This is a genomic window from Caballeronia sp. KNU42 (genome assembly GCF_053760385.1).
In genome coordinates this window covers 1,837,111-1,859,647 of sequence record NZ_CM132389.1, presented here as the reverse complement: position 1 = coordinate 1,859,647, position 22,537 = coordinate 1,837,111, and the positions used below count along the sequence as shown (strand labels likewise).

General features: G+C 60.4%; 27 protein-coding genes. 11 read left to right on the top strand and 16 right to left on the bottom strand.

The window, feature by feature from the left end; genetic code table 11:
- Window positions 1-7 precede the first annotated feature (7 nt).
- From ACSOSP_RS27485 to ACSOSP_RS27465, 5 genes are all read right to left on the bottom strand, one after another.
- Window positions 8-1,117 (bottom strand): sugar ABC transporter substrate-binding protein, encoded by a 1,110-nt coding sequence (locus ACSOSP_RS27485; protein ID WP_455311591.1) that lies wholly within the window; start codon window positions 1,115-1,117, stop codon window positions 8-10.
- A gap of 221 nt (window positions 1,118-1,338) precedes the next feature.
- Window positions 1,339-1,947, bottom strand: coding sequence for a class II aldolase/adducin family protein (locus ACSOSP_RS27480; RefSeq protein ID WP_455313693.1), 609 nt, complete (start codon window positions 1,945-1,947; stop codon window positions 1,339-1,341).
- Between the two features lie 59 nt (window positions 1,948-2,006).
- Window positions 2,007-3,086, bottom strand: coding sequence for an S-methyl-5-thioribose-1-phosphate isomerase (gene mtnA / locus ACSOSP_RS27475; protein ID WP_455311590.1), 1,080 nt, complete (start codon window positions 3,084-3,086; stop codon window positions 2,007-2,009).
- A gap of 95 nt (window positions 3,087-3,181) precedes the next feature.
- On the bottom strand, window positions 3,182-4,444 hold the full coding sequence (gene mtnK / locus ACSOSP_RS27470) for an S-methyl-5-thioribose kinase (protein WP_455311589.1): 1,263 nt from the start codon (window positions 4,442-4,444) through the stop codon (window positions 3,182-3,184).
- 103 nt (window positions 4,445-4,547) lie between these two features.
- Window positions 4,548-5,243: a GntR family transcriptional regulator gene (locus ACSOSP_RS27465; RefSeq protein ID WP_235210354.1), complete on the bottom strand. Its 696-nt coding sequence runs from the start codon at window positions 5,241-5,243 to the stop codon at window positions 4,548-4,550.
- A 240-nt stretch (window positions 5,244-5,483) separates the two neighbouring features.
- Here ACSOSP_RS27465 and ACSOSP_RS27460 point away from each other — a divergent pair, with 240 nt between their 5' ends.
- On the top strand, window positions 5,484-5,732 hold the full coding sequence (locus tag ACSOSP_RS27460; RefSeq protein ID WP_455311588.1) for a hypothetical protein: 249 nt from the start codon (window positions 5,484-5,486) through the stop codon (window positions 5,730-5,732).
- Between the two features lie 35 nt (window positions 5,733-5,767).
- Window positions 5,768-6,151 carry a hypothetical protein gene (locus ACSOSP_RS27455; protein WP_455311587.1) on the top strand — a complete coding sequence of 128 codons (384 nt, stop codon included), beginning with the start codon at window positions 5,768-5,770 and terminating at the stop codon, window positions 6,149-6,151.
- A gap of 64 nt (window positions 6,152-6,215) precedes the next feature.
- Here ACSOSP_RS27455 and ACSOSP_RS27450 read toward each other — a convergent pair whose 3' ends face one another.
- The 3 genes from ACSOSP_RS27450 to ACSOSP_RS27440 form a co-directional block, all read right to left on the bottom strand.
- Window positions 6,216-6,986, bottom strand: a complete 771-nt coding sequence (locus ACSOSP_RS27450; protein ID WP_455311585.1) for an SDR family oxidoreductase — start codon at window positions 6,984-6,986, stop codon at window positions 6,216-6,218.
- Window positions 6,987-7,074: 88 nt separating this feature from the next.
- On the bottom strand, window positions 7,075-7,929 hold the full coding sequence (locus ACSOSP_RS27445) for an alpha/beta fold hydrolase (RefSeq protein ID WP_455311583.1): 855 nt from the start codon (window positions 7,927-7,929) through the stop codon (window positions 7,075-7,077).
- A gap of 66 nt (window positions 7,930-7,995) precedes the next feature.
- Window positions 7,996-8,706: an alpha/beta fold hydrolase gene (locus ACSOSP_RS27440; protein WP_455311582.1), complete on the bottom strand. Its 711-nt coding sequence runs from the start codon at window positions 8,704-8,706 to the stop codon at window positions 7,996-7,998.
- A 168-nt stretch (window positions 8,707-8,874) separates the two neighbouring features.
- Here ACSOSP_RS27440 and ACSOSP_RS27435 point away from each other — a divergent pair, with 168 nt between their 5' ends.
- Window positions 8,875-9,498: a CGNR zinc finger domain-containing protein gene (locus ACSOSP_RS27435; protein ID WP_455311580.1), complete on the top strand. Its 624-nt coding sequence runs from the start codon at window positions 8,875-8,877 to the stop codon at window positions 9,496-9,498.
- Between the two features lie 200 nt (window positions 9,499-9,698).
- On the opposite strand, the gene ACSOSP_RS27430 is transcribed toward ACSOSP_RS27435, so the two are convergent.
- The 5 genes from ACSOSP_RS27430 to ACSOSP_RS27410 all read right to left on the bottom strand — a co-directional run bounded on the left by ACSOSP_RS27430 (window position 9,699) and on the right by ACSOSP_RS27410 (window position 13,722).
- Window positions 9,699-10,184, bottom strand: coding sequence for a periplasmic heavy metal sensor (locus ACSOSP_RS27430; protein WP_455311579.1), 486 nt, complete (start codon window positions 10,182-10,184; stop codon window positions 9,699-9,701).
- A 131-nt stretch (window positions 10,185-10,315) separates the two neighbouring features.
- Entirely contained in the window at window positions 10,316-11,143 is an 828-nt protein-coding gene (locus tag ACSOSP_RS27425; protein ID WP_455311577.1) for a c-type cytochrome, read from the bottom strand.
- Window positions 11,124-11,624: a DUF2165 family protein gene (locus ACSOSP_RS27420; RefSeq protein WP_455311575.1), complete on the bottom strand. Its 501-nt coding sequence runs from the start codon at window positions 11,622-11,624 to the stop codon at window positions 11,124-11,126. The genes ACSOSP_RS27425 and ACSOSP_RS27420 overlap by 20 nt, the downstream gene beginning before the upstream one ends.
- A gap of 9 nt (window positions 11,625-11,633) precedes the next feature.
- Window positions 11,634-12,323: a response regulator transcription factor gene (locus tag ACSOSP_RS27415; RefSeq protein ID WP_455311574.1), complete on the bottom strand. Its 690-nt coding sequence runs from the start codon at window positions 12,321-12,323 to the stop codon at window positions 11,634-11,636.
- A 34-nt stretch (window positions 12,324-12,357) separates the two neighbouring features.
- Window positions 12,358-13,722, bottom strand: a complete 1,365-nt coding sequence (locus ACSOSP_RS27410; RefSeq protein ID WP_455311573.1) for an ATP-binding protein — start codon at window positions 13,720-13,722, stop codon at window positions 12,358-12,360.
- A gap of 135 nt (window positions 13,723-13,857) precedes the next feature.
- Between ACSOSP_RS27410 and ACSOSP_RS27405 the strand changes: the two genes are divergently transcribed.
- The gene (locus ACSOSP_RS27405; RefSeq protein WP_455311571.1) at window positions 13,858-14,031 is read left to right on the top strand and encodes a hypothetical protein; all 174 of its coding nucleotides are present in this window, start codon (window positions 13,858-13,860) and stop codon (window positions 14,029-14,031) included.
- A gap of 127 nt (window positions 14,032-14,158) precedes the next feature.
- The gene (locus tag ACSOSP_RS27400; protein ID WP_455311570.1) at window positions 14,159-14,320 is read left to right on the top strand and encodes a hypothetical protein; all 162 of its coding nucleotides are present in this window, start codon (window positions 14,159-14,161) and stop codon (window positions 14,318-14,320) included.
- Here ACSOSP_RS27400 and ACSOSP_RS27395 read toward each other — a convergent pair.
- Window positions 14,303-14,989 (bottom strand): MarC family protein, encoded by a 687-nt coding sequence (locus ACSOSP_RS27395; RefSeq protein ID WP_455311569.1) that lies wholly within the window; start codon window positions 14,987-14,989, stop codon window positions 14,303-14,305. The genes ACSOSP_RS27400 and ACSOSP_RS27395 overlap by 18 nt on opposite strands.
- 191 nt (window positions 14,990-15,180) lie before the next feature.
- On the opposite strand from ACSOSP_RS27395, the gene ACSOSP_RS27390 reads away from it, so the two are divergent.
- Window positions 15,181-15,561: an alpha/beta fold hydrolase gene (locus tag ACSOSP_RS27390; protein WP_455311568.1), complete on the top strand. Its 381-nt coding sequence runs from the start codon at window positions 15,181-15,183 to the stop codon at window positions 15,559-15,561.
- A 20-nt stretch (window positions 15,562-15,581) separates the two neighbouring features.
- Here the strand turns inward: ACSOSP_RS27390 and ACSOSP_RS27385 are convergent, their stop codons facing one another.
- Entirely contained in the window at window positions 15,582-15,869 is a 288-nt protein-coding gene (locus tag ACSOSP_RS27385) for a hypothetical protein (RefSeq protein ID WP_455311567.1), read from the bottom strand.
- 78 nt (window positions 15,870-15,947) lie between these two features.
- On the opposite strand from ACSOSP_RS27385, the gene ACSOSP_RS27380 reads away from it, so the two are divergent.
- The 5 genes from ACSOSP_RS27380 to ACSOSP_RS27360 all read left to right on the top strand — a co-directional run bounded on the left by ACSOSP_RS27380 (window position 15,948) and on the right by ACSOSP_RS27360 (window position 21,561).
- A complete protein-coding gene (locus ACSOSP_RS27380; protein ID WP_455311566.1) occupies window positions 15,948-16,184 on the top strand; it encodes a hypothetical protein in 237 nt (78 codons plus the stop codon).
- Window positions 16,185-16,241: 57 nt separating this feature from the next.
- A complete protein-coding gene (locus ACSOSP_RS27375) occupies window positions 16,242-17,867 on the top strand; it encodes an MFS transporter (protein ID WP_455311565.1) in 1,626 nt (541 codons plus the stop codon).
- Between the two features lie 12 nt (window positions 17,868-17,879).
- Window positions 17,880-18,956 carry an HlyD family secretion protein gene (locus ACSOSP_RS27370; RefSeq protein WP_455311564.1) on the top strand — a complete coding sequence of 359 codons (1,077 nt, stop codon included), beginning with the start codon at window positions 17,880-17,882 and terminating at the stop codon, window positions 18,954-18,956.
- A complete protein-coding gene (locus ACSOSP_RS27365) occupies window positions 18,953-20,488 on the top strand; it encodes an efflux transporter outer membrane subunit (protein ID WP_455311562.1) in 1,536 nt (511 codons plus the stop codon). Before ACSOSP_RS27370 ends, ACSOSP_RS27365 begins: the two co-directional genes overlap by 4 nt.
- 395 nt (window positions 20,489-20,883) lie before the next feature.
- Entirely contained in the window at window positions 20,884-21,561 is a 678-nt protein-coding gene (locus ACSOSP_RS27360; protein ID WP_455311560.1) for a type 1 glutamine amidotransferase domain-containing protein, read from the top strand.
- 82 nt (window positions 21,562-21,643) lie between these two features.
- On the opposite strand, the gene ACSOSP_RS27355 is transcribed toward ACSOSP_RS27360, so the two are convergent.
- Window positions 21,644-22,222 carry a BPSL1445 family SYLF domain-containing lipoprotein gene (locus ACSOSP_RS27355; protein ID WP_455311558.1) on the bottom strand — a complete coding sequence of 193 codons (579 nt, stop codon included), beginning with the start codon at window positions 22,220-22,222 and terminating at the stop codon, window positions 21,644-21,646.
- Window positions 22,223-22,537: the final 315 nt, after the last annotated feature.

Below are 22,537 nucleotides of genomic sequence, written 5' to 3'. Positions count from 1 at the left end.
GAGCAGCTTATTGACTGACCTGCTCGGACCAGAGGCCGTATTTCTTGGTCTCATCGGAGTCGATATTGCTCTTGTCGATCAGCAAGGTCGGCCATGCATAGTTCGCCGGCACCGGCTTCTTGGCGCTGTAATCCGCGATAAAGCTAAGCGCTTTCGCCGACATTTCGATCGGGTTCTGCGAAATGGTCGCGTCCTGCTTGCCCGCACGAATGGCGGAAAGCGCCTGCGCCGTGCCATCGGCGCCAATCACCATGATGTGGTCCTTGTCACCAAGCGGCTTATAGCGCCCCGAGTTGTCGATCGCTTTCTCGGCGCCCACGGTGTTGTCGTCGTTCGCACCGAATACCGCATCGATCTGCGGGTACTTTTGCAGGATGTTCGTCATCGCGTTAAGCGACTTCTCCTGGTCGAACGCGCCTTCCTGGCGCGCGACCACCTTGATGTCCGGATACTTGGCGATTGCATCGCTGAAGCCTTTTTCACGGTCGGTAGCCGCCGTGGTGCCGACCAGTCCAATCAGGTCGACCACGTTACCCTTCGCAGAGCCATAGCGCTTCTTCAACTGGTCAGCGATCCAGTTCGCCCCGGTTGCGCCGAGCGCCACGTTGTCCGACGCCACGAAGGACGTCACCTTGCCGCCGTCCGAGCCACGATCCAGCGTGAACACGGGAATGCCCATGGCGTTCGCTTTCTCGACAGCAGGGATGATCGCCTTCGAATCGATCGGGTTGAGCACCAGAGCTGTTACGCCCTGGCTCAACAGGTTGATGGCGTCGTTGACCTGTTGCTGTGCGTCGCCATTGGCATTGGTCTGAACGAGATCGAAGCCTTGCGCCTTGGCGCCCTTCTCCACCCCGGATTTCAAGCCGACGAAAAACGCGTTGTTCAGCGTGGAAACAGAAAAACCGACCTTGACCTTGCCGCCGCCCGCATCTGATGCCGGTGCCGCCGCGGGTGCCGCACTTGCCGCGGCGCTGGCGCCTGCATCGGTCGCGGCCGTTGTCGAGTTCTCGCTCTTCGAGCAGCCGCTTAGCGCGGCTGCAGCGCAAAGCACCAACGCGCCCGCCGATGCGCCGCGCGTCGACCATCTGTCAAACCTGTCTGAATTCCACGCCATAACCGTCTCCGTTGTGTAAGTTTTAAAAGCAGGTTGAGAGTCCCTTGCATCTTCTTTCACTTCGATCGGCAAGCTGCTGGCTAATATGACGCGCCAGAACTCAACGATATTCAGTCCAGCGAAACACAGCTTATCGTGGTCGAATGCTATCCTCGCAACCCACAGCACGCCATCCCCAAAATCGAAAGGACCCGTTGCAAAATTGGAGCACGCCCGTCCCGTCAACTCTTCTTGCGCAGTCCATAGCCCTTGAATTTTTCGATGACCTCGCTGATTGCTTCATCGGACAAGACCGGCGGCGTCCCGAGCTGGCAAGCAAACAAATACTGCTGCGCGAGGACTTCCACTTCATTGGCCAGCCACAACGCACGAGCGAGATCGTGTCCAATGGCAATCACGCCGTGATGCGCAAGCAGACACGCGGTACGGTCCTTCAAGGCGGTGATCGCATGCTCGGACAATGCCTGACTACCGAAGGTCGCATACGGCGCGCAGCGTATGGAATTGCCGCCCGCAACCGCCACCATGTAGTGATGCGCGGGAATCTCCCTGCCATGAATCGCCATCGCGGTAGCCGCATTCGAATGCGTATGCACCACCGCGTTGATCTCGGGCCGCGAGCGCATGATGTCGCGATGAAACCGCCATTCCGTCGAAGGCCGGCTTTGCTCGAACACCGCCGCGTCATCACTCACATCGAGCGGCAACCAGACAATGTCCGGCGTTCGCAACTGAGCATAGGGAACGCCGCTCGGCGTGATCAGCAAGCCATCTCGCCAGCGCGCGCTGATGTTGCCGGAAGTTCCCTGATTGATCCCAAGTCGCTCCATCTCAAGGGCTGTCTCGATCACCTCTCGGCGCAGTGTGGTCTCGGCGTCCGGCGTCCTGTTCACAACCCACCTCCGCCGGATGAAAACAGGGTGGCGAAGTTTTTATCGAACGGTGGCTCCACAATCCCGCGCTCGGTGATGAAGCCGGTCACCAGATCGTGGGGCGTGACATCGAAGGCCGGGTTGCGCACCTTGATATCGACGGGCGCAGTGGGCTGGCCCGCCAAGTGTGTGACCTCATGGTCCCGGCGCTCTTCAATCACAATGTCCGATCCGTTCGCCGTCAACAGATCAAGCGTTGACGATGGACATGCAACGTAGAACGGTATGCCGAAATATCGCGCTGTTATGGCGACGCTCAGCGTGCCAATCTTGTTGGCGAAGTCACCGTTAGCCGCCACTCGATCCGTGCCCACGATCACGAGGTCCACCAAGCCTTGCGACATGATGGAAGCCGCCATGCTGTCGGTGATCAGTGTCACGTCAACACCGGCTCTTTGCAGTTCAAAGGCCGTGAGACGCGACCCTTGTAGCAAGGGGCGTGTTTCATCGGCGAAAACGCGGAAGGAGATGCCCTGTTGATGAGCCATGTAGATTGGCGCCGTCGCCGTACCCATGCCGGTTGTCGCCAACGCACCCGCATTGCAATGGGTCAACACGCCGCAACCGGGCGTGATCAGGGACACGCCATGCGCACCGATGCCCGCACAGAGCGCCTGATCCTCGGCATGAATCTTCCTGGCCTCCTCGACCAGTATTTGGTAAATAGCACCGGAGTCTTGTGTCTCCGAGCGGTGCGCCGCAGCCAACATGCGCTTGAGGCTCCAGCTCAGGTTCACGGCCGTCGGCCGTGCCGAATCCAGGAAGCTGGCTTGCTGCACCAATTGCGACTGGAAATCCCCGGACGAGAGGTGCCGCAACGGTTGCATCGCCACGCACAAACCATAGGCCGCCGCGACCCCGATCGCCGGTGCGCCGCGCACTCGTAGCTCGTGAATCCAGCGCCAAACATCCTCAACGCCTGCGACTCGCTCAACCACGACTGCCTGCGGCAGTCGCGTCTGGTCCAGGAGATACAAACCCTCCTCCTGCCACGCAAGCGTCGCGGGAAGGGCTTCCAAAGGCGCCGGCGAATCCATGAGTTCTCCAGATTGAATGATGTTGTCCAGACCCGAGGTTTCGTTACTGCATTCGCCGCTTTGATCGGCATGGTTTGAAGCTGGCAGACTCACGTTCAGTCCTCGCGCTGCGCGCGGACGGTTCTTGCGTGCGCCAGCACCTCGTCAATTCCGCCGAAGTGCTGGCGTTGCACAAGCAAGGTTTCCGCAAACCGCAGACAACGCACTTCAATTTGCGCGCGTACTGATTCGTCCGGGATGCTCGTGATCTCCGCCACCTTCGCCATTCCCACAATCCGGCGAATCATCTTGCAGCCCGCGAATCCGAGTGTGTCCGCGAACAGCCGCCGCATGAAATGGGTTCGAAATGCTTCCGAGCACGGTTCGTCTGGATTGTCGCCAATGAAGTGCTGCTTGCTGCGGCTCTCATGGTCCCGCCAGAGATTGAGGAACCTGGCCGAGAAACCATTCCAGATCTGCGCGGCCTGCTCAAGCAGCCATTGCTGGTAATGTTCGGGATTCTCGCCCCCCACGCGGCCGTGCCAGTCGCGAGAGAAGTACGCCAGCCAGAGATTGGCCAGGAGCGCGCCGACATCGAAACCCATGGGCCCGTAAAAAGCGAACTCCGGGTCTATCACGAAGGTCTCTTCCTGATTGATCATGATCGATCCGGTATGCAGGTCGCCATGCAGCAAACTCTCTGCATGATTCATGAACGCCCATTTCATTTGCGCGACGGCAATGCGCAACGGCGCCGATGTTCTAAGCCTTTCTACCGCGGCGCGAGGCAAGGCCGGGCTATAGATGTTCGAAGGATGATCCTCGAACGGATAAGTAAAAACGAGGTCTTCCGTGATCTTGCAGAGCTCGCTGTTGACCGCCGCGCTGACGGCCTCCTTCTTCACATGCGGCGCCAGGAACAGATCCGAACAGAAGAACAGCGTATGCGCCAGATAGGTGGAAAGATGATCGGCGACCTTCGGATAAACGGTGCCTTCCATCAAGCCTTGCCGCAGGATCTTGTGCGAGGACAAACGTTGCATGACCATCAGGAACAGCTTGCTGTCCGCGTGATAAACCTCAGGGACGTGTTGCGGACATAACGCGCCGAACCGGCGCAGCGCCGCCACCTCATGCTCCATGCGCTGACGCGTCAGCGGCCAGCTCGTGCCCACCAGGCGCAGGAAAGGCGGCGCCTGTTTGACCACGACGCTTTTCTCCGGCTCCCGGGCGTTGCTCACGAAATAAACGAAATTCAGGTTGCCGTCGCCGACTTCGACTACGTCCAGTTCATTGGTATCGCCGAGCAACGCGCGCACCACCGGAACGCCGCCAAGGTAAGCCGTCAATTGAGCAGAATTCAACGCTTCAAATTCCATCGATTCCTCCTTCACATACACTCTCGGGCTTGACTTCGTGCGGCGTGCTGAGTAGTGCTTCAAAGATGCTTCAATCGCGCTTCAATGACGCTTCAATGACGCTTCAATGGCGCTTGCGAACCAGATCGAACTTGAAGATGCTGCTGTTGTAGTAGTCGTTGCTGTAGCAGATGGGTTTGCCGGTATCGTCGAAATCCACTTCATCCAGCAGCAGGAACAGACCCACGCCTTCCCGCAACTCAGGCAGATCCCTCGAGGTCAGGATCGTCGGTTGAATCGAACTATGCGTATGCGAAAGACGCAGCCCGGTGCGCTCGAACATCGCGAACAAGGACTCGCCCATATCACCATCGGCTCTGTCGTATAAAGCCTTCGGCACGATGTCGATGCAATACGCCGCAATGGCGTCATCGGCCCACCGGACCCGCTCGATCCGCACACACGGGTCGCCTACTTGCAACGCCAGCTTTTGCGCCAGGTTTTCCGAGGCGGTGATCGGTTTTATCTGCAACCGGCTGGTCGACGGAACCCCGCCGACACTCTTGATCATGTCGGTTACGGACATCAGATCATCCAGGCCACCTTCCAGCTTTAGCGAAATTTGTCTGACGAACGTGCCCCGTCCCTGAATACGCGATAAAAGCCCGTGCGAAATCATCTGCGCCACGGCCTCGCGCAGGCTGGAACGTCCCACGCCAAGTTGCTCGCAAAGCTCGATCTCAGTGGGAATCTGATCGCCTGGCTTGAGTGCCTTTTCCCGAATCATGGCGCGCAGCGATTCCTGTATTTTCTCGCTCATCGATCTCTCTACACTCAGGCGCATGACTGGTTCTTTTGTGTTGACTTGATGCAAGATACATCAGACGTCTGATGTTTTCTTCAGGATTTACCCTGATTTTTGAGGAGGTGGCGTGGGAAGGCGGCGCGAGCAGACCCGCCTCTCAAGGCGTGCTGGTCATGGCGTCGCAGTCTGTTATCGCTTTGCGCGGATGACCTATGATTGCGGTATCCAAAAACGGATGACTACTGGCTTAAAGCGATGAACAAAATTGAAGACCATGGCAACGACGAGACGTTTGCTCATGCCGATTTTCGAATCGGTATGGAGTTCTACACTGAAACAGGGCTTTGGCGTTGCACGGATGTCGGCACGCGTACTATCGTCGCGGTGAAAATTACAGACGGCTATCCGTCGCCCCAGGACCAGCCGCCGTTTTCCAACGCGGCCGAGATGGTGTTCGACGAGTACGATTTCGACGGCTTGTATCGCCGCCCGGTAGAGGATTGACTCCCCACACGCCTGTCGCCAAAAACTTCACGCCAATGCCCTCTTCAATCCGCAACTCGCTCGCCTGGATCCTTGAAGCATTCGAGAGCGATTCAACCTACATTCACAAGCGAATGTTCGGCAGCGACGCCGCCTATATCGACGGCCTGTTGTGTCTGGTTGTCGCCGACCGCGACGCACCGTGGAACGGCTTGCTCGTGTGCACATCGCAAGAGCGCCACGCCGCGCTCATGGATGACATGCCCGGATTGCAGCCACATCCGGTGCTTGGTAAATGGCTTTACGTGGCGCAAGACGACCCGGCGTTTGAAGCCATCGCGCAACGCATCACGGCGCTCGTGCTCGCACGCGATCCGCGCGTGGGCGTCGAGCCGAAGCCCCGCCGGCGTGGCAGTAAATCAGCACCGTCAAAGAAGTAAGGCAGTCAACGTGCCTGCGGCCCGGTCCACGGTCACATAGGCAAATGCCGATTCGCTCGCCTGTTCAAATCGACTTGACCTCGCCTCCGTCCATTCGAATGGCGGAGCCTGTCATCCACCGGGCCGCCGGTGAAACCAGGAACGCCATCAGTTCTGCAATGTCTTCAGGCTCGCCGTAGCGTGTAATCCCCACCTCACCCGGGAACTTAGCGGTTGCCTCCTCGACCGTCATGTTATGCAGCGGCGCCCAGTGCTCCAGATAGGAGCGCCGACGTCCCGTCATCACGGCCCCAGGCAGTACGCTGTTCACCTGGACGCCGTCAGTGATCCCCCGGTCGGAAAACGCCTTCGCGAGCGCAATGATCGCCGCGTTGATTGTCCCGACCGCCGCGTACGGTGCTTTCGGAAAGAGCGCGGAATTGCCAGACATCAACACGACCGAACCCTTCGACGCCTTCAACGCAGGCCAGGCTTCAATGGTCAGGCGACGGGCGCCGTGCAACTTGAGCGCCATGCCTGCATCCCACTGCTCGTCCGTCATGTCGAGTACGTCGATTTGAGGCACAGCGCCCGCGATATTAAGCAACGCATCGATACGGCCGAACCTGGCAACTGTTTGTTCTACTACCTTCTTTGCCGACGACTGCCCGGACAGATCAAGGTCGATGACAAGCGCTTCGGCACCTGCCTCCTTGACCGCCGAAGCGGTCTCCTCGAGCTTGGCCCGATTGCGCGCAACCAGTACGATCGATTCAAAATCCCGCGCGAGACGGACTGCCGTGGAGAAGCCAATGCCCTGACTGGCTCCCGTAACAACAGCGACTGCGTTCGACATGTCAATGCTCCCAAGTTTATGAACGCGTCTGCGTTCAGTCGTGAACGCCCCGCAGCAGGTAAAGCCCAGCGTGCCGCAGGAGTCCAATTCATCGAGAAAGGAATTCGCCGATCGCCGCAGCAATCTCGCTGGCATGCGTTTCCAGAGCGAAGTGGCCGGTATCGTAGAAGCGGATATCCGCGCTGGGGATGTCGCGCTTGAACGCCTCTGCGCCCGGCGGCAAGAAGAACGGGTCGTGTTTTCCCCACACCGCCAGCAAGCGCGGCTGGTGCTTGCGGAAGTACTCCTGGAACGCGGGATAGAGCGCAACGTTGCTCTTGTAGTCACCGAACAAGTCCAGCTGGACCTCATCGGCTCCGGGGCGCGCCAGGTAGAAGCTGTCCAGCGCGATACCGTCCGGCGACACCGTGGCTTCGTCAGGAACGCCATGGGTGTACTGCCAGCGTGTCGTCTCCGGCGCCAGGAAAGCGCGAAGGGCCTGGCGATTTTCCGCAGACGGGTCCTGCCAATACGCGCGAATGGGGTTCCACCCATCGCTCAGTCCTTCCTCATACGCGTTACCGTTCTGGGAAATGATGGCCGTGATGCGCTCGGGATGCCTGGCTGCAATTCGCAAACCGGTTGGCGCCCCATAGTCGAACACGTAAACCGCGAAGCGGTCGAATCCGACCACTTCGGTAAAGCGATCGATGACGCCGGCGAGATTGTCGAAGTTGTACGTGAATTGCTCGCTGGGCGGCATATCAGACCGCCCGAATCCAGGAAGATCCGGCGCGATGATGTGGAAGCGATCGGCCAATAGCGGGATCAGGTCCCGGAACATGTGGCTGGAGCTGGGGAAGCCGTGAAGCAACAGCAGCTTGGGCGCGCCCGCGAGCCCTGCTTCGCGATAGAAGATCTTGAAGCCATCGACATCCGCAGTACGGTACGTGATACCAGTCATGGTGATTCTCCTCGTTGATACTTGCAGTTAAAGCGACCACGCAAAGACACGAAGCCCTCGCGTCCATCAGCCGCGCGCTTCACGAACTTCACGAATTTCACGCACGGCCTGAAGAATCAGATCAACAACTGAACCCGGCGCCGTGACGAGCGGTGTGTGGTCGACCGCATGCACGCTCACCCGCGCCTTCATGCGCTCGGCCATGAAACGCTGGGTCTCGGCGACGATCATGTGATCCTGCTCCGCCAGCAGGTACCAGCTCGGCACGTCCTTCCATAGCGGGCGTGCAACTGGAACGCTGATACAAGCCGGCGAGATCGGGCGCTGGACCGCGGCCAACACCGCCAACTCCTGCGCCGATGCGTTCTGAGCAAAGGCCGCGGCAAACGCCTCCTCGGGCAACCAGATCAAGCCGTGACTATCAGGAGCGAGCTTGGGCGCTGCGGGGTGCGGTTCGTTTCGATAGAACACATCGGCGACCGTTTCTCCCTCGTCGGGCGCCAGCGCCGCGATGTAGACGAGCGCCTTGATCCTGGGATTGCGTGCGGCGCCAATAACCGCGCCGGCGTAAGCGTGTCCCGCCAGCACAACGGGCCCGTCGGTCCGCTCGAGGGTTCGGTCGAGTGCCGCGACGTCGTCGTCCAGCGTCGTCAGCGGGAGAGGGACAGTAACCGTATCAACCCAATTTGACTGGAGTTCACTTATGACCTTGCTCCAGCTTGAACCATCGGCCCAGGCACCGGGCACAAGTACGACTTTCACATCGCTTTCAGACATTTTTGTCTCCATATTGAGAGGTAGATCCATTTGCGCGTCGAGCTCGCCGGGGCAAGCTCATCGTCAGATCAAGTAACCTTCTTAATCGATGTGAGAAGGTTATTCTGAAATATGGTAACCTGTCAACAGTCTTTGAGAAGGTTATTTTGTCCAGCTTTGAGGTGAGTAATGTCCCAGCAAGTTCCCGCGATGTTCATAGCCGATTCGGCCGGCCTGGATTTTTTGAATTCGATAGCGACGCCGGTCGATGTCCCAATCGACTGGATCGATGATGGCGATGGCCTGCTGGCCTGGCTCGAGCAGTCGAACCTCGTCCCCGCAGAAGTGCTGCGCACGATGCGCGAACGTGCAATGCCAGGCGAGCTCGATCGGCTGGCGGATCAGGCGCGCAGCCTGCGTGAATGGTTCAGGGTGTTCGTCCGTGAGCGCAAAGGCAGGACGCTGGAGGCTACGGATCTGCGTGAGCTGGAGCCGCTGAATCTGCTGCTGGCACGGGATGAAGCCTTCGGGAAAATCGTCGCTCATGAAGATGAAGCGACGGGTGCCCTCACGTTCGAACGCTCGCGGCGCTGGAGTTCACCGGAGTCGCTGCTGCTGCCGATCGGAGAGATCCTGGCGAAGCTGGTTTGCGAGGAGGACTTCACCTACGTGAAGGCGTGCGAAGGTCCGACCTGCACGCTGCTGTTCGCCGATCACACCCGGGGACATGCGCGGCGCTGGTGCAGCATGGCGGCTTGCGGTAACAGGGCGAAGCAAGCGGCGCATCGGAACCGGATCAAGGAGCAAGGTTGAAGCGCGGTTTGATTCGAAACGACCTGAGCCCGCCGGCTGTTCCAAGGGAGGCGCTAAGTCGCGATCGTGTTGATTAAGCGTTGATCGGATCGACTGTTGCAGGCCGCTTTGGAGAAATAAACCTGACGCGCTCGCTGCGCGTCGGGAACTGCATGAAGCAGTGCACGAGCGAGTTTGCGCGTCGCAAGGGCCAAGCATAATCACAAGCCGGTCCTCGGTTCGTACGGTTTGCCGGGATGATTCTGAATCGCGGCGAACTGCTGCTTGAGCAGCGAACTGACAGCAGTCTTTTGGCTGTTGTTCAGTCCGTCGTAGAAGTTGATCCATGCATTGGCTGACTGCTCGCGTGCCTGCGCATCCTCTTTTTCGACCTTCAGGTTCGCTGCATGAATAGCGCGCAGATCGAGAATGGGCGTTTGCTGCGCCGACTGGAACTGTTGCTGAAGCTGATCTTCATTCATCCGCGCGGTGACATGGCTTTGACGCATGGTGTCCATGGCAACGTCATAAGCCGTCTGTTGCGTGGTGCTGAGGTTCAGCTGCGGCTGCAACGCTTTCATTTCTTCGATAAATTGATTGCCCGCCGGCACGGCAAGCGTGCCGGCCTGGGCCGATCCGATTGAACCAATTGTCACTGCGAGCGCTGCAGCGGCTGCGGTGAGAATGCGCGTTGTCTTCACTAACATGATGCTTCTCCTGATGGTTTAGTCGTTGATCTGAACTGGCAATAAAAGCTTGCTGCCGAATCCATGAAGCGAATCGTAACGACCAACAATTAGAGAAGAATGAGCGGTGCGATGGGGCCGTCCTCTCCCAACTACTTGCGCCTATGCGCCATGTAACCCAGATAAGCGATGATCGCGTCGAGGTCGGGGTCGCTAAGGTTGGCTTGACCGAAGCCCGGCATCTTCATGTCAGCCCATTCCCGGATTGATTTCGGATCGCGAATATAGGCCCTGAGTGCCCACGCCTGGAAGTACTCGGTGGGATTACGCGGAAGATTCAGATCCGGGCCAACCGACGCGTCGCCTGCGCCATTCATCCGATGACAAACCATGCACTGGGTTGCGAAGAGCGCTTGTCCGCGGCGAATGGGCGAGTTCGCCGGCACGCTGTCATCCACGGCGAGTTGCGGCCACTTCGCCACGCGCGACGCCACCACGCGGATGGCGTTGATCTGGTATGGCCACTGTTCGCTCATCACACCCGATGCGCCCGGATTGATCCACACGAGATAGAACGGACCGATATCCGTTCCCTTCGACGTCCGCGGCCAAGGCTTGTCACGCGGTTCGATTGCGAGCCACGGCGTCGCACCGTGATCACTATCGCCGCGCACGAGCGCCGCAGGCAGGTTGGTGACGAAGCCATCGGTGGCGGTGATCTGCAGCTCGGCATCGGCGGGCAATGTTCGCACGCCGGGCAGCGAGCGCAAAGGCACGGCGCGGTAAGTCATCGCTTGATGGTAGGTGACATCGTCCGGGACGTGGATTGTCGCGGCGTCGGGCATGGCGAGCAACGCTTCGGTCGTGAGCGTGGCGGGCTTGCCGGTATCGATCTGCAATACAGCAGCCATCGCAGGGAAACACGTGACGAGCAGCAACATTGCCTGCACCAGTGCAAGTCTACTCAGCGATATCGTCATTGCGAATACTCACGAAAATCAACACGAGCGCAAAGGTCGCAAAGAAGCGGAACGCACTTTCCTCTCCGTTCCATGTAGTCGACATCCACATGTCGAACCATTCACCGCCAATCGACATGAACGAGACCTGCCACGTCAGAAAGCCGAGCGTGAGTCCCGCAATCGCCATCCGTTTCGCTTGCGTGAACGCCGGTCCGCTCGCCCGGCGCGCACGCCAGATATTCAAAGCGCCGATCCAGCAGCACACCGCGGTCACCGTTTCGAGCGCAATGATCAGCATGTAACCCGCGTTCTGAACCACCGGCGATTTGATCGCGCGATACATGTTCGCGTTGCCCGGAAAGGTCGTGTCCATGAGGAATACATGCTGCACGAACGCGAGGTTGCTGCCGTAGTCGGTGAGGTTGCCGAAGCTGACAAGCGAGGCGAGCAGCGCCATCGCCATCACGAGCAGCAGTTTCGAAGCGCGGACGATTCCCATGGGCCTCGCTCAGTCGTCGGAGGATTTGCGCTCGTGCGGCGTGCCGAGCATCACCGTCCAGCCGAGTCCGCGCACATTGCGGATCACGCCCTGGCCGAATTTCTTGCGCACTGAATGGATCAGCACATCGACGGCATTGCTCTCCACTTCCTTGCCCCAGCCGTACAGCTTGTCCTCGATCTGCCCACGCGAGAAGATCGTTCCCGGATGTTCGAGCAGCGCGTGCATCAACGCGAATTCGCGTGCGGACAAGGCGCCGGCCTTGTCGCCGAACGTCAGCGTGCGCTGGTCGAGATTCAGGCTCAGGGTGTCATCGCCCAGGCGGGATACGGCGTAGCCCGCCTTGCGCCGCAGCACCGCGCGAATACGGGCGAGCAGCTCGCCGACCTCGAAGGGCTTGAGCAGGTAATCGTCTGCGCCGATATCGAGGCCTTCGATGCGGGTATCGAGATCATCGACCGCGGTCAGGATCAGCACCGGGACCGGATTGCCCCCCGCGCGCGCGGCGCGCAGCAGGTCGATGCCCGACATGCCCGGCAAGCCGATGTCGAGCAGCACGACGGTGTACTCGGCGGCGCTCATGGCCTCGCGTCCGGCCAGGCCGTCGCGCACCCAGTCCACCGCGTAGTCCGCGTCCTTCAGTGCACGCATCAGGCTTTGCCCGATCTGGAGATCGTCTTCGACCAGCAGGACTCTCATATCTCTCTCCTTGCCGACGCCTTTGCCACTATTCTCACACGCCAGCCAGCGGAAAACTGACGGCCGCGACAATCCCTGAGCGGCCGTCCCGGCGGTTCTGGATGACCGCCTCGCCGCCATATTTTGCCGTGATCGCTTTCACGATGGACAGGCCGAGGCCGGTGCCCTCCACATCCGCATGCGTGTCCAGGTTCGCGCGAAAAAACCGGTCGAAGACACGCGGCAGCGACTCCTCCGCAATGCCCGGACCGGTATCGGTCACCTCGATCCAGAGGGCGTTCGCCTCGCGGCGCATGCGCAGGTCGATCGTGCCTCCATCCGGCGTGTATCGCACCGCATTGCTCACGAGATTCTTGACCGCAATGGCGACATCCGCGCCCGAAGCCGCGACCTTGTTGGTCAGCATGGACTCCGCGCCAATATCGATACCCCGCGCCGCCGCAATTGGCAGCACGCCGGAGACGGCATCGACCACGATGGGAGAAACATCGGCAGGCTCAATCGCGGCGCCCAGCGGCGCGTCCGCGCGCGCAAGCCGCAGCAACTGCCCGATCAGCATGCCGCTGCGCGTGATCCCGCTGCGCAATTCCTGAAACCGCTCCTGGTTGCCGGCCACGATATGCGGCTGCAGGTTGTCCGCCTGCAACTGGAGCGCGGTGAGCGGCGTGCGCAGTTCGTGGGCGGCGTCGGCAATGAACTTGCGCTCGGATTCGATCACCTGGGCAAGCCGCGCGATCATGCGGTTGATCGATTCCACGAACGGCAGCACCTCACCCGGCACGCCTGTAACGGGCAGTGGTTGCAGATGCGCGGCATCGATGGATTGCGCTGCCTGCCCGAGCGGCGTCAGCCGCCGCAGCGTGCGATGCACGATCACGACGACAGCAAAGAGCACCAGAGGTAACAGGATCAGCGTGGGCCAGAGCGTGGTGAGCGCGGCTTCGCGCACGAGCTCGTCGCGCACCGACGAACGCTGGGCCACCTGGATCACGCTCTCGTCCTGGCGCAGCGTGTAGATGCGCCAGCGTTCGCCGGCAACCATCTCCGATGAGAATCCCGCCGGGGCGCTTTCCGGCAGCGACAGCGACGGCTCGGTGGAGCGTAGCGGGACATCGGTGCCGGGCTTGCGGATGGTGATCACGATATCGCGCGCCGGTTGCGAGCCGCGCGCGGGCGCGCTGGGAATTGCATCGGCGAGATCGCCGCGCATGCGCAAGGCGACCTGCTCCAGGCGCAAGTCGAGCAGCGCGCTCATGCCGGTGCGGCAGAGCTGATAAGTACTGAGGCTCTGCGCAACGGCGACGACGCTGACCAGCACAGCCAGCGCAACGATGAGATTGTTGCGCAGCGAAGGCCTCATGAAATGGCGGCGCAAAGCGTGCAAAAGCGATGGGTTCATCGTCGATTACCGGTTCTGGCTCAAAGACCTAAGCGCGGCGCGGGACTGTCCGCGCGCTCATTTTCTGCTCATTCTCGCCTGTGAACATGCGCAGGACCCGGGCAAAGCGCTACGGGCCCCCACGGGAGACGACTCATGTTCCAACTCTTCAGCAAGCATTCGAGCACCGGCAACAGCGAGCAGGCTGCCTCGCGCATGGACCACCGCGTCCTCAACGAAGAAGACGGGCTGCCGCTGTCCGGTGAACGCCCTGCTACGTATGACGAAATGCTGCCCTGGCTGCTGCTCGGCGCCACGGTCGGCTTCTGAGCCAGCCGCAAAACAACGACCCCGAACGACGGCCCCGCTCATTTTCTCCTCATTCTGCATCATCAGAATCCTGTTCATTGATACGGCGTGCACGACACGTCTACAAAACAGGATTAGGGAAACCATCATGATCGCCACGCTTCACGCGCTGTTCGACATTTCGCTTGCCATTGCCAGCGCCGCCCTCACCGTCGCGGTCTTCGCGATCCTGATCGCGCTCGCCACACAGGTTCACCGGCGCGCGACGGTCCTTTTGCAGCGTCCGCGTGCTTCAGTGCGGATGCAATGAATTGAGCAGTTCAGATAGTCCGAGCCACAGGATCTGGATGCCGATGCAGAAGATCGCAAATGCGAAAAGCCGCATGGCAATCTGCGTGCCAGCCGGCCCGAGCAGTTGCTGGACGTTAGCCACGAAGCGCACGCACAGGTAAATGGTGATGCACAGCAGCGCGAGCGCCACGCCCACGCCAATGAAATGAACCGGCTCCAGGCCGCTGCGGGGCGTGCCGGTGCCCAGCGCGATGGCCACCGAGATCGACCCGGGACCGACGGTCACCGGCAGCGTCAGCGGATAAAACGCCTTCAATCGCAGGGAACCATGCCGATGAGACACCGGCTCGCGTTGCGCTTCTTCGCCGGCCTCGTCGTCGGATTCATCGTCGGAAGATTGGAGCAGGTTCCAGCCCGCCATGGCGATGATGAGCCCGCCCGCCACGCGCAGCACCGGAATCGAGATCCCGAGGAACGACAGCAAGTACGCCCCCACCGAAAGCGACGCCAGCAGGATCACGAAGCTGTTCACCGCTATGCGCCGCGCCAGGTCCGCGCGCTCGGCCTGCGTCGCGTGCGGCGTGAGACTGAGGATGATGAACGCGGCCGCCGGCGGGTTGATGATCGGGAACAACGCCGCGACAATCAGCAAAACCGTCTTGGTCATTTCGTGGATCAAGGTGTCCATCCATTTCCAGGTGGGCAGAAGCGCGAGGCGGGCTCGAGCGTGCGAGCGCGTTGCATGCAAGAGTACCGAATATCGGGTCGGGTCGACTACGCTTATCGGCAGGATTTCAGCGTTTTTTTGCACGGGACGAGGGGGTCTTCCCGGTGCTTTTATCGTGCGATGCTGAATTCACACACCATCAGGAGTGTTACATGAGGCATTTGCAGGCTGTCGTCGTTCCGATTGCGTGTGCGTTGGCGCTGCTCTCAGCATCCGCCCTTGCCCGCGATGTCCGGTTCCCCGCCGAAAACGCCCGCCCCGACGTGACAGTCGTTGGCTGGTCGATGGGAGTCGCACTCAAGGCCGTGCAGGCCGACACGCTGATCCTGCGCGGCGCGGGGGACGTAGTCCTCGCGCTTGGGGGGTTGATCGCAGGGGCGCGGCTAGAGGTGGCGGCGTCGGCGGGACACGCAATGATGTATCAGTATCCCAAAGCGCTCGCCGCTTTGATAAACGGCTTCATCCGGCAAACGGACCGCCGCCGCAGACCGTCGCCCGTCACCGCGCTGATGAAAATACGCATAACGCACTGAGCCATCGACGCGCCCGCACATCAACGCGACCAGTAGGCGTATCCGCAATTTACGCAGCCGTAGGGCCGCGCGTAACCATAGCCGTATCCATAAGGACGGCCGTAGTAACCGGCCACGACTGGAGGCGGCGCGTAGTACACGGGCGGCGGCGCAACATACACAGGGGCAGGCGCGATCACGGGCACGACCGGCATGACCGGATACACGGGCGCCGAAAAACCGATGCCTATGGACACATGCGCCTGTGCGCAGCTCACGAAGCCGCACCCGAGCGCGGCGGCGACGACCAAGTAACGGATGGCTTTCATTTTTGCTCTCCTGTCATGCGATGCAAGCGGTTCGCTGTATCGGATGCATGCAGTGTGAGCCGCAAGAATGAGCGGAGAATGAGCACGCCGCCCACACGCCTTTATCAAGCCGACACGGTGCGTTTTCGGGCCACGCGCGATGACTCATTGCCCGCGAATCCCGCAAGGATACCGAAAGAAACCCGGCTGTTCACGCCGTTGCGCCGCGCTGAAATACGTTCTGTTGAGCAAATGGAAAAGGATCATTTCCAGGTGGTTCCGCCGTGCCCGGCAGCTACGGTGGCATTGTCCAGATTTGTGAATGGAATGAACTGATACGCGAATTCTATTGGCTGCAAGAACGCGAACCCGTCTCCTAGAATTAGATCAATCATGACCGCCGCCAACCTACCCACGACCGGAACACCAGAACCGCAGGCGGCCGGATCGGCGGCGCAGGTTCCTGCGCGCGAGACCGAAACGCCTGTACAGCAAACTGCCCAGCAACCCGAACTCCCGCTTCGCATTGCTGTCGGCCTGGTCGGAATGCTGCTGGCGTCGCTACTGGCCATATTGAATGAACAGGTCACCGCAGCGGCGCTGGCGGACATTCGCGGCGCGCTCTCCATTGGCGGTGACGACGGCACCTGGGTCACCACCATCTACGAGGCGACGAACGCAGCGACGATGGCATTCGCTCCGTGGTTCGGGATAACGTTCACGCTGAAGCGGTTTACGATCGGCGCCGTGTTCGCCCTGATGCTGCTTGGATTGCTTTGTCCCCTGGCGCCGAACCTCCAGACGTTCTACGTGTTGCGTGGGCTGCAGGGCGTTGCCAACGGGTGTTTGCCACCGATGCTGATCATCGTGGCGCTGAGATATCTTCCCCCAAAAATCAAGTTATACGGCCTCGCCGGATATGCGCTCACTGCGACGTTCGGGCCGTCGCTGGGCACGCCCCTTGCAGCCTTATGGACGGAATATGTCAGTTGGCGAATGACGTTCTGGCAAATCGTGCCGCTTGGTTTATTGAGCTGTGTGGCGATCTACAAGGGGCTTCCCGCGGACCCCCTCAAACTCGAACGCTTTCAATCATTCAACTGGCTCGGACTCCTGCTGGGATACCCCGCCATCGCCATGCTCGTCATTGGCCTCCTGCAGGGGGACCGCCTCGACTGGCTGAATTCCACGTTTATCTCCGCGATGTTTTGTGGCGGTACGCTATTGTTTGTAGCATTCCTGATCAATGAGTGGTTTCATCCGCTGCCATTCTTCAAGCTGCAACTGTTCGCCCGCAGAAACTTCGCGCACGGGCTCATGACACTGGGAGGCGCGGCTTTCCTGCTGGTCAGCGTCGCCGCCATACCCGGCCAATATCTCGCGCATATTCACGGTTACCGGCCGCTGCAAACCACGCCGCTGTCTTTACTGGTAGCAATTCCCCTGTTGCTTTCGCTGCCTGCGGCTGCCGCTCTCCTGAATCTGCGGCAAATCGACCACCGCTGGGTCATGGCCATTGGACTTGGCCTGATGGCCGTCACGTTCTTCATGGGAAGTTTCGTGACCTCCGAGTGGATTCGCGAGGACTTTTACTGGCTTCAATCAATACAGATTGTCGCGCAACCCATGCTGATCATGGCGATCCTGATGGGCATCACGACGGGCCTGGCCCCGACCGAGGGTCCATTTGCTTCGGCCATGGTCAACTCGCTCAAGACGTTTGCGGCGGCCGTGGCAAACGGTCTTATCGAAGGAGTGGGGACTGCGCGCGAGCACTATCATTCGAGCATGCTGGTGGACCGGCTGGGCAACAAGGCGTTAATTGCCGGCCAAAGCATCGATGCAACTCATGGCCTGGGCGCACTCGCGCACCGCATTCATGAGCAGGCCGAAGTTTTGACGTCAGCGGATCTCTATCGCGTGATGGCCGGCGTCGCCATCGCTTTTCTGCTCGTCATTCCAGTGCTACCCGTGCGTATTTATCCGCCCTGGTGCACTACGCCGCCCCCTCCCCGCTAAGCGACGATATATATGTCACCTGTCACTCGACCCTCTCCGAAGACAATTCGTCTTGTCGCGTATGTGGTCATCCTTGTGATCGCGATATGGGCTTGTATAAGGCTGCTGTCTCACGCGACTAGCGAGACCACCAACGACGCTTACGTAGTGGCGGATTTCACGCTGGTGGCGCCCCGTATCGCCGGTCAGATTTCAGAGGTGCTCGTGGAGGACAACCGGCAGGTGAAAGCCGGGCAATTGCTGGTGCGCATCGATGACCGTGACTTCAAGGCCGCATTGATGAGCGCGGAAGCGGACGTGACTGCGGAAAAGGCGTCGGTTGCGAACTACGAGGCCGAGATCGCGCGCCAGCCTTCGCTCGTAGACCAGGCGCGCGCGACGCTCAAGTCCGACGAGGCGTCGATCGCGTTTGCGCGGCAAAACGCATCGCGGTATCAGAATCTCTCGGAATCCGGGGCAGGCACGGCTCAGGAGCAGCAGCAATCGTCCAGCACGCTTGCCCAACTGCTCGCGCAGCAGGCCCACGATCGGGCCGCGCTGAGCACGACTGAACAGAACCTGGCGGTATTGAATACCGAGCGCAACAAGGCGGCCGGCGCGCTTGCACGGGCCGAGGCGGTGCTCGATCAGGCAAAGCTCAACCTGTCCTACACGCAGATTCCCGCGCCGGTCGACGGCAAGGTCGGACGACGCTCGGTGCGGGTCGGCGCATTCGTTACAACTGGCACGCCACTGCTCGCGATCGTCCCGCTTGCCGAAGCTTATGTGGTCGCCAACTTTCAGGAAAACCAGCTCACCAACATGCGCCCGGGACAGACCGTACGGATCACGGTCGACACGTTCCCGGGCGTCGTAATCAAAGGACATGTCGATAGTCTTGCCCCTGCTACAGGCTTGAGTTTCTCGCCTATCGAGCCCGACAACGCAACGGGCAACTTCACCAAGGTCGTCCAGCGCGTGCCTGTCAAGATCACGATCGACGGGGGACAAGAGGCTGCGTCGAGGTTGAGCGTGGGGTTGTCGGTCGAAACAGAGGTCGCCGTTGGCAAGAGCGCCGACACGCGGGTCGCAGGAGCAGACGCGAAATGAACGCGAGCGAATTCTCCATCCGCACGCCGGCGCTCGCGGTGTCGCTGTGCCTCGCGCTTAACGGCTGCCTGGTCGGCCCGGACTTCGAACGTCCGCAGACAAGTACGCCTGACGTGTTTAACCGCACTCAGGCTGCGCAAGCGCCCAGCAAAGCTGTGGAATCCGAATTAAGTCCCGAATGGTGGACGCTGTTCAATGACCCGACACTGGACTCGCTGGAACAACAACTGACCGATGCGAACCTCGACGTCGCGGCGGCGTCGGCCCGTCTGCGGCAAAGCCGGGCGGAGCAACGGATTGCCGGCGCCGCGGAATATCCGAGGCTGAACGGCGACGCGTCCTACAACCGCGAGCGCGGAAGTCCGAACGGCATCCTTTCGTTGCTTGGCGTCCCCCCGCTCCAAACGCAGCAGTCGGCGGCGGGCAACACGGGGCTTGGCGTGGCGCCGTTGCCGGGCTCCAAGGGTTCGCCGCCTTACAACCTGTATCAGTTCGGTTTCGATGCATCCTGGGAAATCGACATCTGGGGTGGCGCCCGTCGCGGTGTCGAAGCCGCAACCGCCTTGTCCGATGCCTCATACGAGGACCGTAATGCGGTGCTACTGTCGGCCCGCGCTGAACTCGCGCGCGACTACGTTCAGTTGCGTGACACGCAAGCGTTGCTTCAGATCGCAAGACAGAACCTGGAAATCGCCCGCAACGCAACCAAGCTCACGGAAAAGCGGGTACAGGAAGGCGTGGTGACGAATCTGGACGTGGATAACGCCTCGGCTCTGGCTGAGACAATCGAGAGCCTGATCCCGACACTCGAATCGCGCTCCGAGACCACGATCAATGCGATCGGCCTGCTGCTGGCGAAGGAACCTCATGCATTGGAAGAGATGCTCGCCGAGCCTCGTGATGTTCCCGCACTGCCTGAACAGGTGCCCATCGGGCTTCCCTCGGAACTGGTGCAACGCCGCCCCGACATCCGCAAAGCAGAGGCGCAACTGCACGCGGCCACGGCGTCCATTGGCATGGCGAAGGCCGACTTCTACCCGCGCATATCGCTGAACGGCAGCGCCGGGTTCCAGAGCCTGCAACTGTCGAATCTCGCTACGTGGGCATCGGGCCAGTATGTCTTGGGACCGTCAATCTCGCTGCCGATCTTCGAAGGCGGACGCCTCACGGGAACGCTTCACTTGCGCGAGGCACAACAGCAGGAGGCCGCGATTGTCTACAAACGCACCGTACTCGATGCGTGGCGAGAGGTGGACGATGCGCTTGTTGTCTACGACGCTGAACAGCGCCGCCGCGACCGTCTGAAAAAGGTCGTGAGCCTGAACCAGAATGCGCTGTCGATTGCGGAGAAGCGGTACAAGGCAGGCGCGGTCGACTTTCTTGACGTACTTAATGTGCAGAAACAGTTGCTCGACGCGCAAAGCAACCTTGAGCAAAGCAAGGCCGACGCAGCCGCCAACCTGATCACGCTATGCAAAGTGCTCGGCGGCGGGTGGGAGTCGACCTATGCCAGGCAGGACGGTCTGCATTGACGCCGAAATTCAGTTGGGAGGTTCGCATATTGATTCCAGCAGGAACACGGCAACGTACCTGTCATGCGAGAGCCATGCCTGCAATGGCTTCGTCCGAGGCGTTCAGGACGGGTGGCCGAGTCCATTCATACCATCGCATGGTCCGGCCATACCATCGACAGATGGCGCGCGACCCGGGCGCGGGCGTCAAATAGGAGCTCCGTGTCGGCGGTGACAAGACCCTGATGACAACGTCCTCGTCATGGCGACCGGCGCTCCCGTGCACCAACCCGCGCGGGCTAATTTCCCTGCAAGGTGAGGATGGTGACAATCTGATCTGACCAATGACTTCCACTTCGGGAATTCCCCCGGCGATGCCGCGTTCAGGCATGCGCCTCAATGAACGGAGACTCGCAATGAAAATCCTGTTGGTTTTGACTTCGCACAACGTGCTTGGAGATACCGGCAAGCCGACCGGCTTCTGGCTTGAAGAGTTCACGGCCCCCTACTATGCGTTCACGGACGCCGGCTCAGACGTCACAGTGGCCTCGCCCAAGGGCGGCCAGCCACCGATCGATCCCAAGAGCGACGATCCGGATAACCAGACCGACACCATGGAACGCTTCAAGAAGGACGCCGCGACCCAGAAGGTGCTGGCCAATAGCGTCAAGCTCGCCGACATCAAGGCAGACGATTACGACACGATCTTCTATGCCGGTGGCCATGGTCCGATGTGGGACCTGACCAATGACAAGAAATCGATCTCCTTGATCGAGGATTTCTACAATGCCGGCAAGCCGGTCGCCGCCGTCTGTCATGGCCCTTGTGTACTGCTGAAGGCGACCTACGAGGGACAGCCCCTCGTCAAGGGAAAGCGCGTCACCAGCTTTACCAATGATGAGGAAGAAGCGGTGGGCCTGACCAAGGTCATGCCGTTCCTTGTCGAGGATGAGCTTAAACGTCTGGGCGGCCACTTCGAAAAGGTGGAGAACTGGGCTGTGCTCACCATTACGGACGGGCGGCTGATCACCGGCCAGAACCCGGCCTCATCCGGCCCGACTGCCAGGGCGCTGCTCAAGCTCCTGCAGGCCTAGTTCCACTCCGGAGCGGGCCATGAGGCCCGCGTGCACGTCGCGGCCACAGGCGTCCCTATGACCGCGACGATCAACCCGCTCATCAGATATTCAGGCGCGACACCTTGGTACCCGAGAGCGAGACGTCACCCATGAGACCCGCATTGGTCAGGACGATCACTTCGACCGGCGCGGTTGCCGTGGTCGTGTCGATCGCCCCATTCGCGCCGACCTTCACAAGCGCGACCGAGCCTTCCCCTCCGGCAGACCAGCCCTGTGAGTTACGGAAGCTGGCTAGCGCATCGCGTGTCATGAACAGGAAGATTACCGCCTTCGACTGGGCGCCTGCCTGAAAGCCAAAGGATCCGGACACCGTACTGTAGTAACCAACCGACCTCCCGCCGACCCGCAACGCACCTTCGCCATATTGACCACCAACGACGAAGCCGGCCTGAAGCACGGAGGGAAACACCAGCACGCCGTTCGCCTTCGCGACAAGCTCCCGCGAACCCTTCACGATCGAATAGAGTCGCGAAATTGTGCCCTGCACCTTCGCGTCAATCGATCGCCGCTTCGCCGCGTTCGTTGCCGCCTGACTGTCCGTGGGCGTCAGCACCGACAACGAAAGACCGGTAGCAGCGAAGGCGCCGGCGGTGGCACGTATGAAATTTCTGCGTTGCATCGTGATCCCCTCAGGTGTTGTGACGGTTGACCCAACTGACTTTCCAGTTCTCGAGCCCCCCGGGGCATCTGCCTCGTTGATACGCGGCAAGCGCCCCGTGTTGGCGATGAAGGCACACCTACGGACGTTGTGAAGACTCACGGCTCACTCCGCCCCACCCTGGATGGTACATGCAATGCGATGACCTCGACGTTGCAACTTCAGGCCCATTGATGATCGCACCAGTCGCTTTGCCGCTCAATTACCTGTTGGCATCGGGATATTGAAGCTCTTCTTTTCAAGCGATTTGCGCAAGTGGTCGAACTGCTGATATTG

What these genes read in the sequence shown, in the direction of transcription:
- ACSOSP_RS27380 (WP_455311566.1), top strand. Translation starts at nt 15,948, where the DNA reads ATGAGCACGCCGCCCACACGCCTTTATCAAGCCGACACGGTGCGTTTT.
- ACSOSP_RS27405 (WP_455311571.1), top strand. Translation starts at nt 13,858, where the DNA reads ATGTTCCAACTCTTCAGCAAGCATTCGAGCACCGGCAACAGCGAGCAG.
- ACSOSP_RS27365 (WP_455311562.1), top strand. Translation starts at nt 18,953, where the DNA reads ATGAACGCGAGCGAATTCTCCATCCGCACGCCGGCGCTCGCGGTGTCG.
- ACSOSP_RS27435 (WP_455311580.1), top strand. Translation starts at nt 8,875, where the DNA reads ATGTCCCAGCAAGTTCCCGCGATGTTCATAGCCGATTCGGCCGGCCTG.
- ACSOSP_RS27395 (WP_455311569.1), bottom strand. Translation starts at nt 14,989, where the DNA reads ATGGACACCTTGATCCACGAAATGACCAAGACGGTTTTGCTGATTGTC.
- ACSOSP_RS27450 (WP_455311585.1), bottom strand. Translation starts at nt 6,986, where the DNA reads ATGTCGAACGCAGTCGCTGTTGTTACGGGAGCCAGTCAGGGCATTGGC.
- ACSOSP_RS27410 (WP_455311573.1), bottom strand. Translation starts at nt 13,722, where the DNA reads ATGAACCCATCGCTTTTGCACGCTTTGCGCCGCCATTTCATGAGGCCT.
- ACSOSP_RS27440 (WP_455311582.1), bottom strand. Translation starts at nt 8,706, where the DNA reads ATGTCTGAAAGCGATGTGAAAGTCGTACTTGTGCCCGGTGCCTGGGCC.
- ACSOSP_RS27360 (WP_455311560.1), top strand. Translation starts at nt 20,884, where the DNA reads ATGAAAATCCTGTTGGTTTTGACTTCGCACAACGTGCTTGGAGATACC.
- ACSOSP_RS27370 (WP_455311564.1), top strand. Translation starts at nt 17,880, where the DNA reads ATGTCACCTGTCACTCGACCCTCTCCGAAGACAATTCGTCTTGTCGCG.
- ACSOSP_RS27425 (WP_455311577.1), bottom strand. Translation starts at nt 11,143, where the DNA reads ATGACGATATCGCTGAGTAGACTTGCACTGGTGCAGGCAATGTTGCTG.
- mtnK (WP_455311589.1), bottom strand. Translation starts at nt 4,444, where the DNA reads ATGGAATTTGAAGCGTTGAATTCTGCTCAATTGACGGCTTACCTTGGC.
- ACSOSP_RS27465 (WP_235210354.1), bottom strand. Translation starts at nt 5,243, where the DNA reads ATGAGCGAGAAAATACAGGAATCGCTGCGCGCCATGATTCGGGAAAAG.
- ACSOSP_RS27420 (WP_455311575.1), bottom strand. Translation starts at nt 11,624, where the DNA reads ATGGGAATCGTCCGCGCTTCGAAACTGCTGCTCGTGATGGCGATGGCG.
- mtnA (WP_455311590.1), bottom strand. Translation starts at nt 3,086, where the DNA reads ATGGATTCGCCGGCGCCTTTGGAAGCCCTTCCCGCGACGCTTGCGTGG.
- ACSOSP_RS27445 (WP_455311583.1), bottom strand. Translation starts at nt 7,929, where the DNA reads ATGACTGGTATCACGTACCGTACTGCGGATGTCGATGGCTTCAAGATC.
- ACSOSP_RS27430 (WP_455311579.1), bottom strand. Translation starts at nt 10,184, where the DNA reads ATGTTAGTGAAGACAACGCGCATTCTCACCGCAGCCGCTGCAGCGCTC.
- ACSOSP_RS27355 (WP_455311558.1), bottom strand. Translation starts at nt 22,222, where the DNA reads ATGCAACGCAGAAATTTCATACGTGCCACCGCCGGCGCCTTCGCTGCT.
- ACSOSP_RS27400 (WP_455311570.1), top strand. Translation starts at nt 14,159, where the DNA reads ATGATCGCCACGCTTCACGCGCTGTTCGACATTTCGCTTGCCATTGCC.
- ACSOSP_RS27480 (WP_455313693.1), bottom strand. Translation starts at nt 1,947, where the DNA reads ATGGAGCGACTTGGGATCAATCAGGGAACTTCCGGCAACATCAGCGCG.
- ACSOSP_RS27415 (WP_455311574.1), bottom strand. Translation starts at nt 12,323, where the DNA reads ATGAGAGTCCTGCTGGTCGAAGACGATCTCCAGATCGGGCAAAGCCTG.
- ACSOSP_RS27485 (WP_455311591.1), bottom strand. Translation starts at nt 1,117, where the DNA reads ATGGCGTGGAATTCAGACAGGTTTGACAGATGGTCGACGCGCGGCGCA.
- ACSOSP_RS27385 (WP_455311567.1), bottom strand. Translation starts at nt 15,869, where the DNA reads ATGAAAGCCATCCGTTACTTGGTCGTCGCCGCCGCGCTCGGGTGCGGC.
- ACSOSP_RS27455 (WP_455311587.1), top strand. Translation starts at nt 5,768, where the DNA reads ATGCCCTCTTCAATCCGCAACTCGCTCGCCTGGATCCTTGAAGCATTC.
- ACSOSP_RS27390 (WP_455311568.1), top strand. Translation starts at nt 15,181, where the DNA reads ATGAGGCATTTGCAGGCTGTCGTCGTTCCGATTGCGTGTGCGTTGGCG.
- ACSOSP_RS27460 (WP_455311588.1), top strand. Translation starts at nt 5,484, where the DNA reads ATGAACAAAATTGAAGACCATGGCAACGACGAGACGTTTGCTCATGCC.
- ACSOSP_RS27375 (WP_455311565.1), top strand. Translation starts at nt 16,242, where the DNA reads ATGACCGCCGCCAACCTACCCACGACCGGAACACCAGAACCGCAGGCG.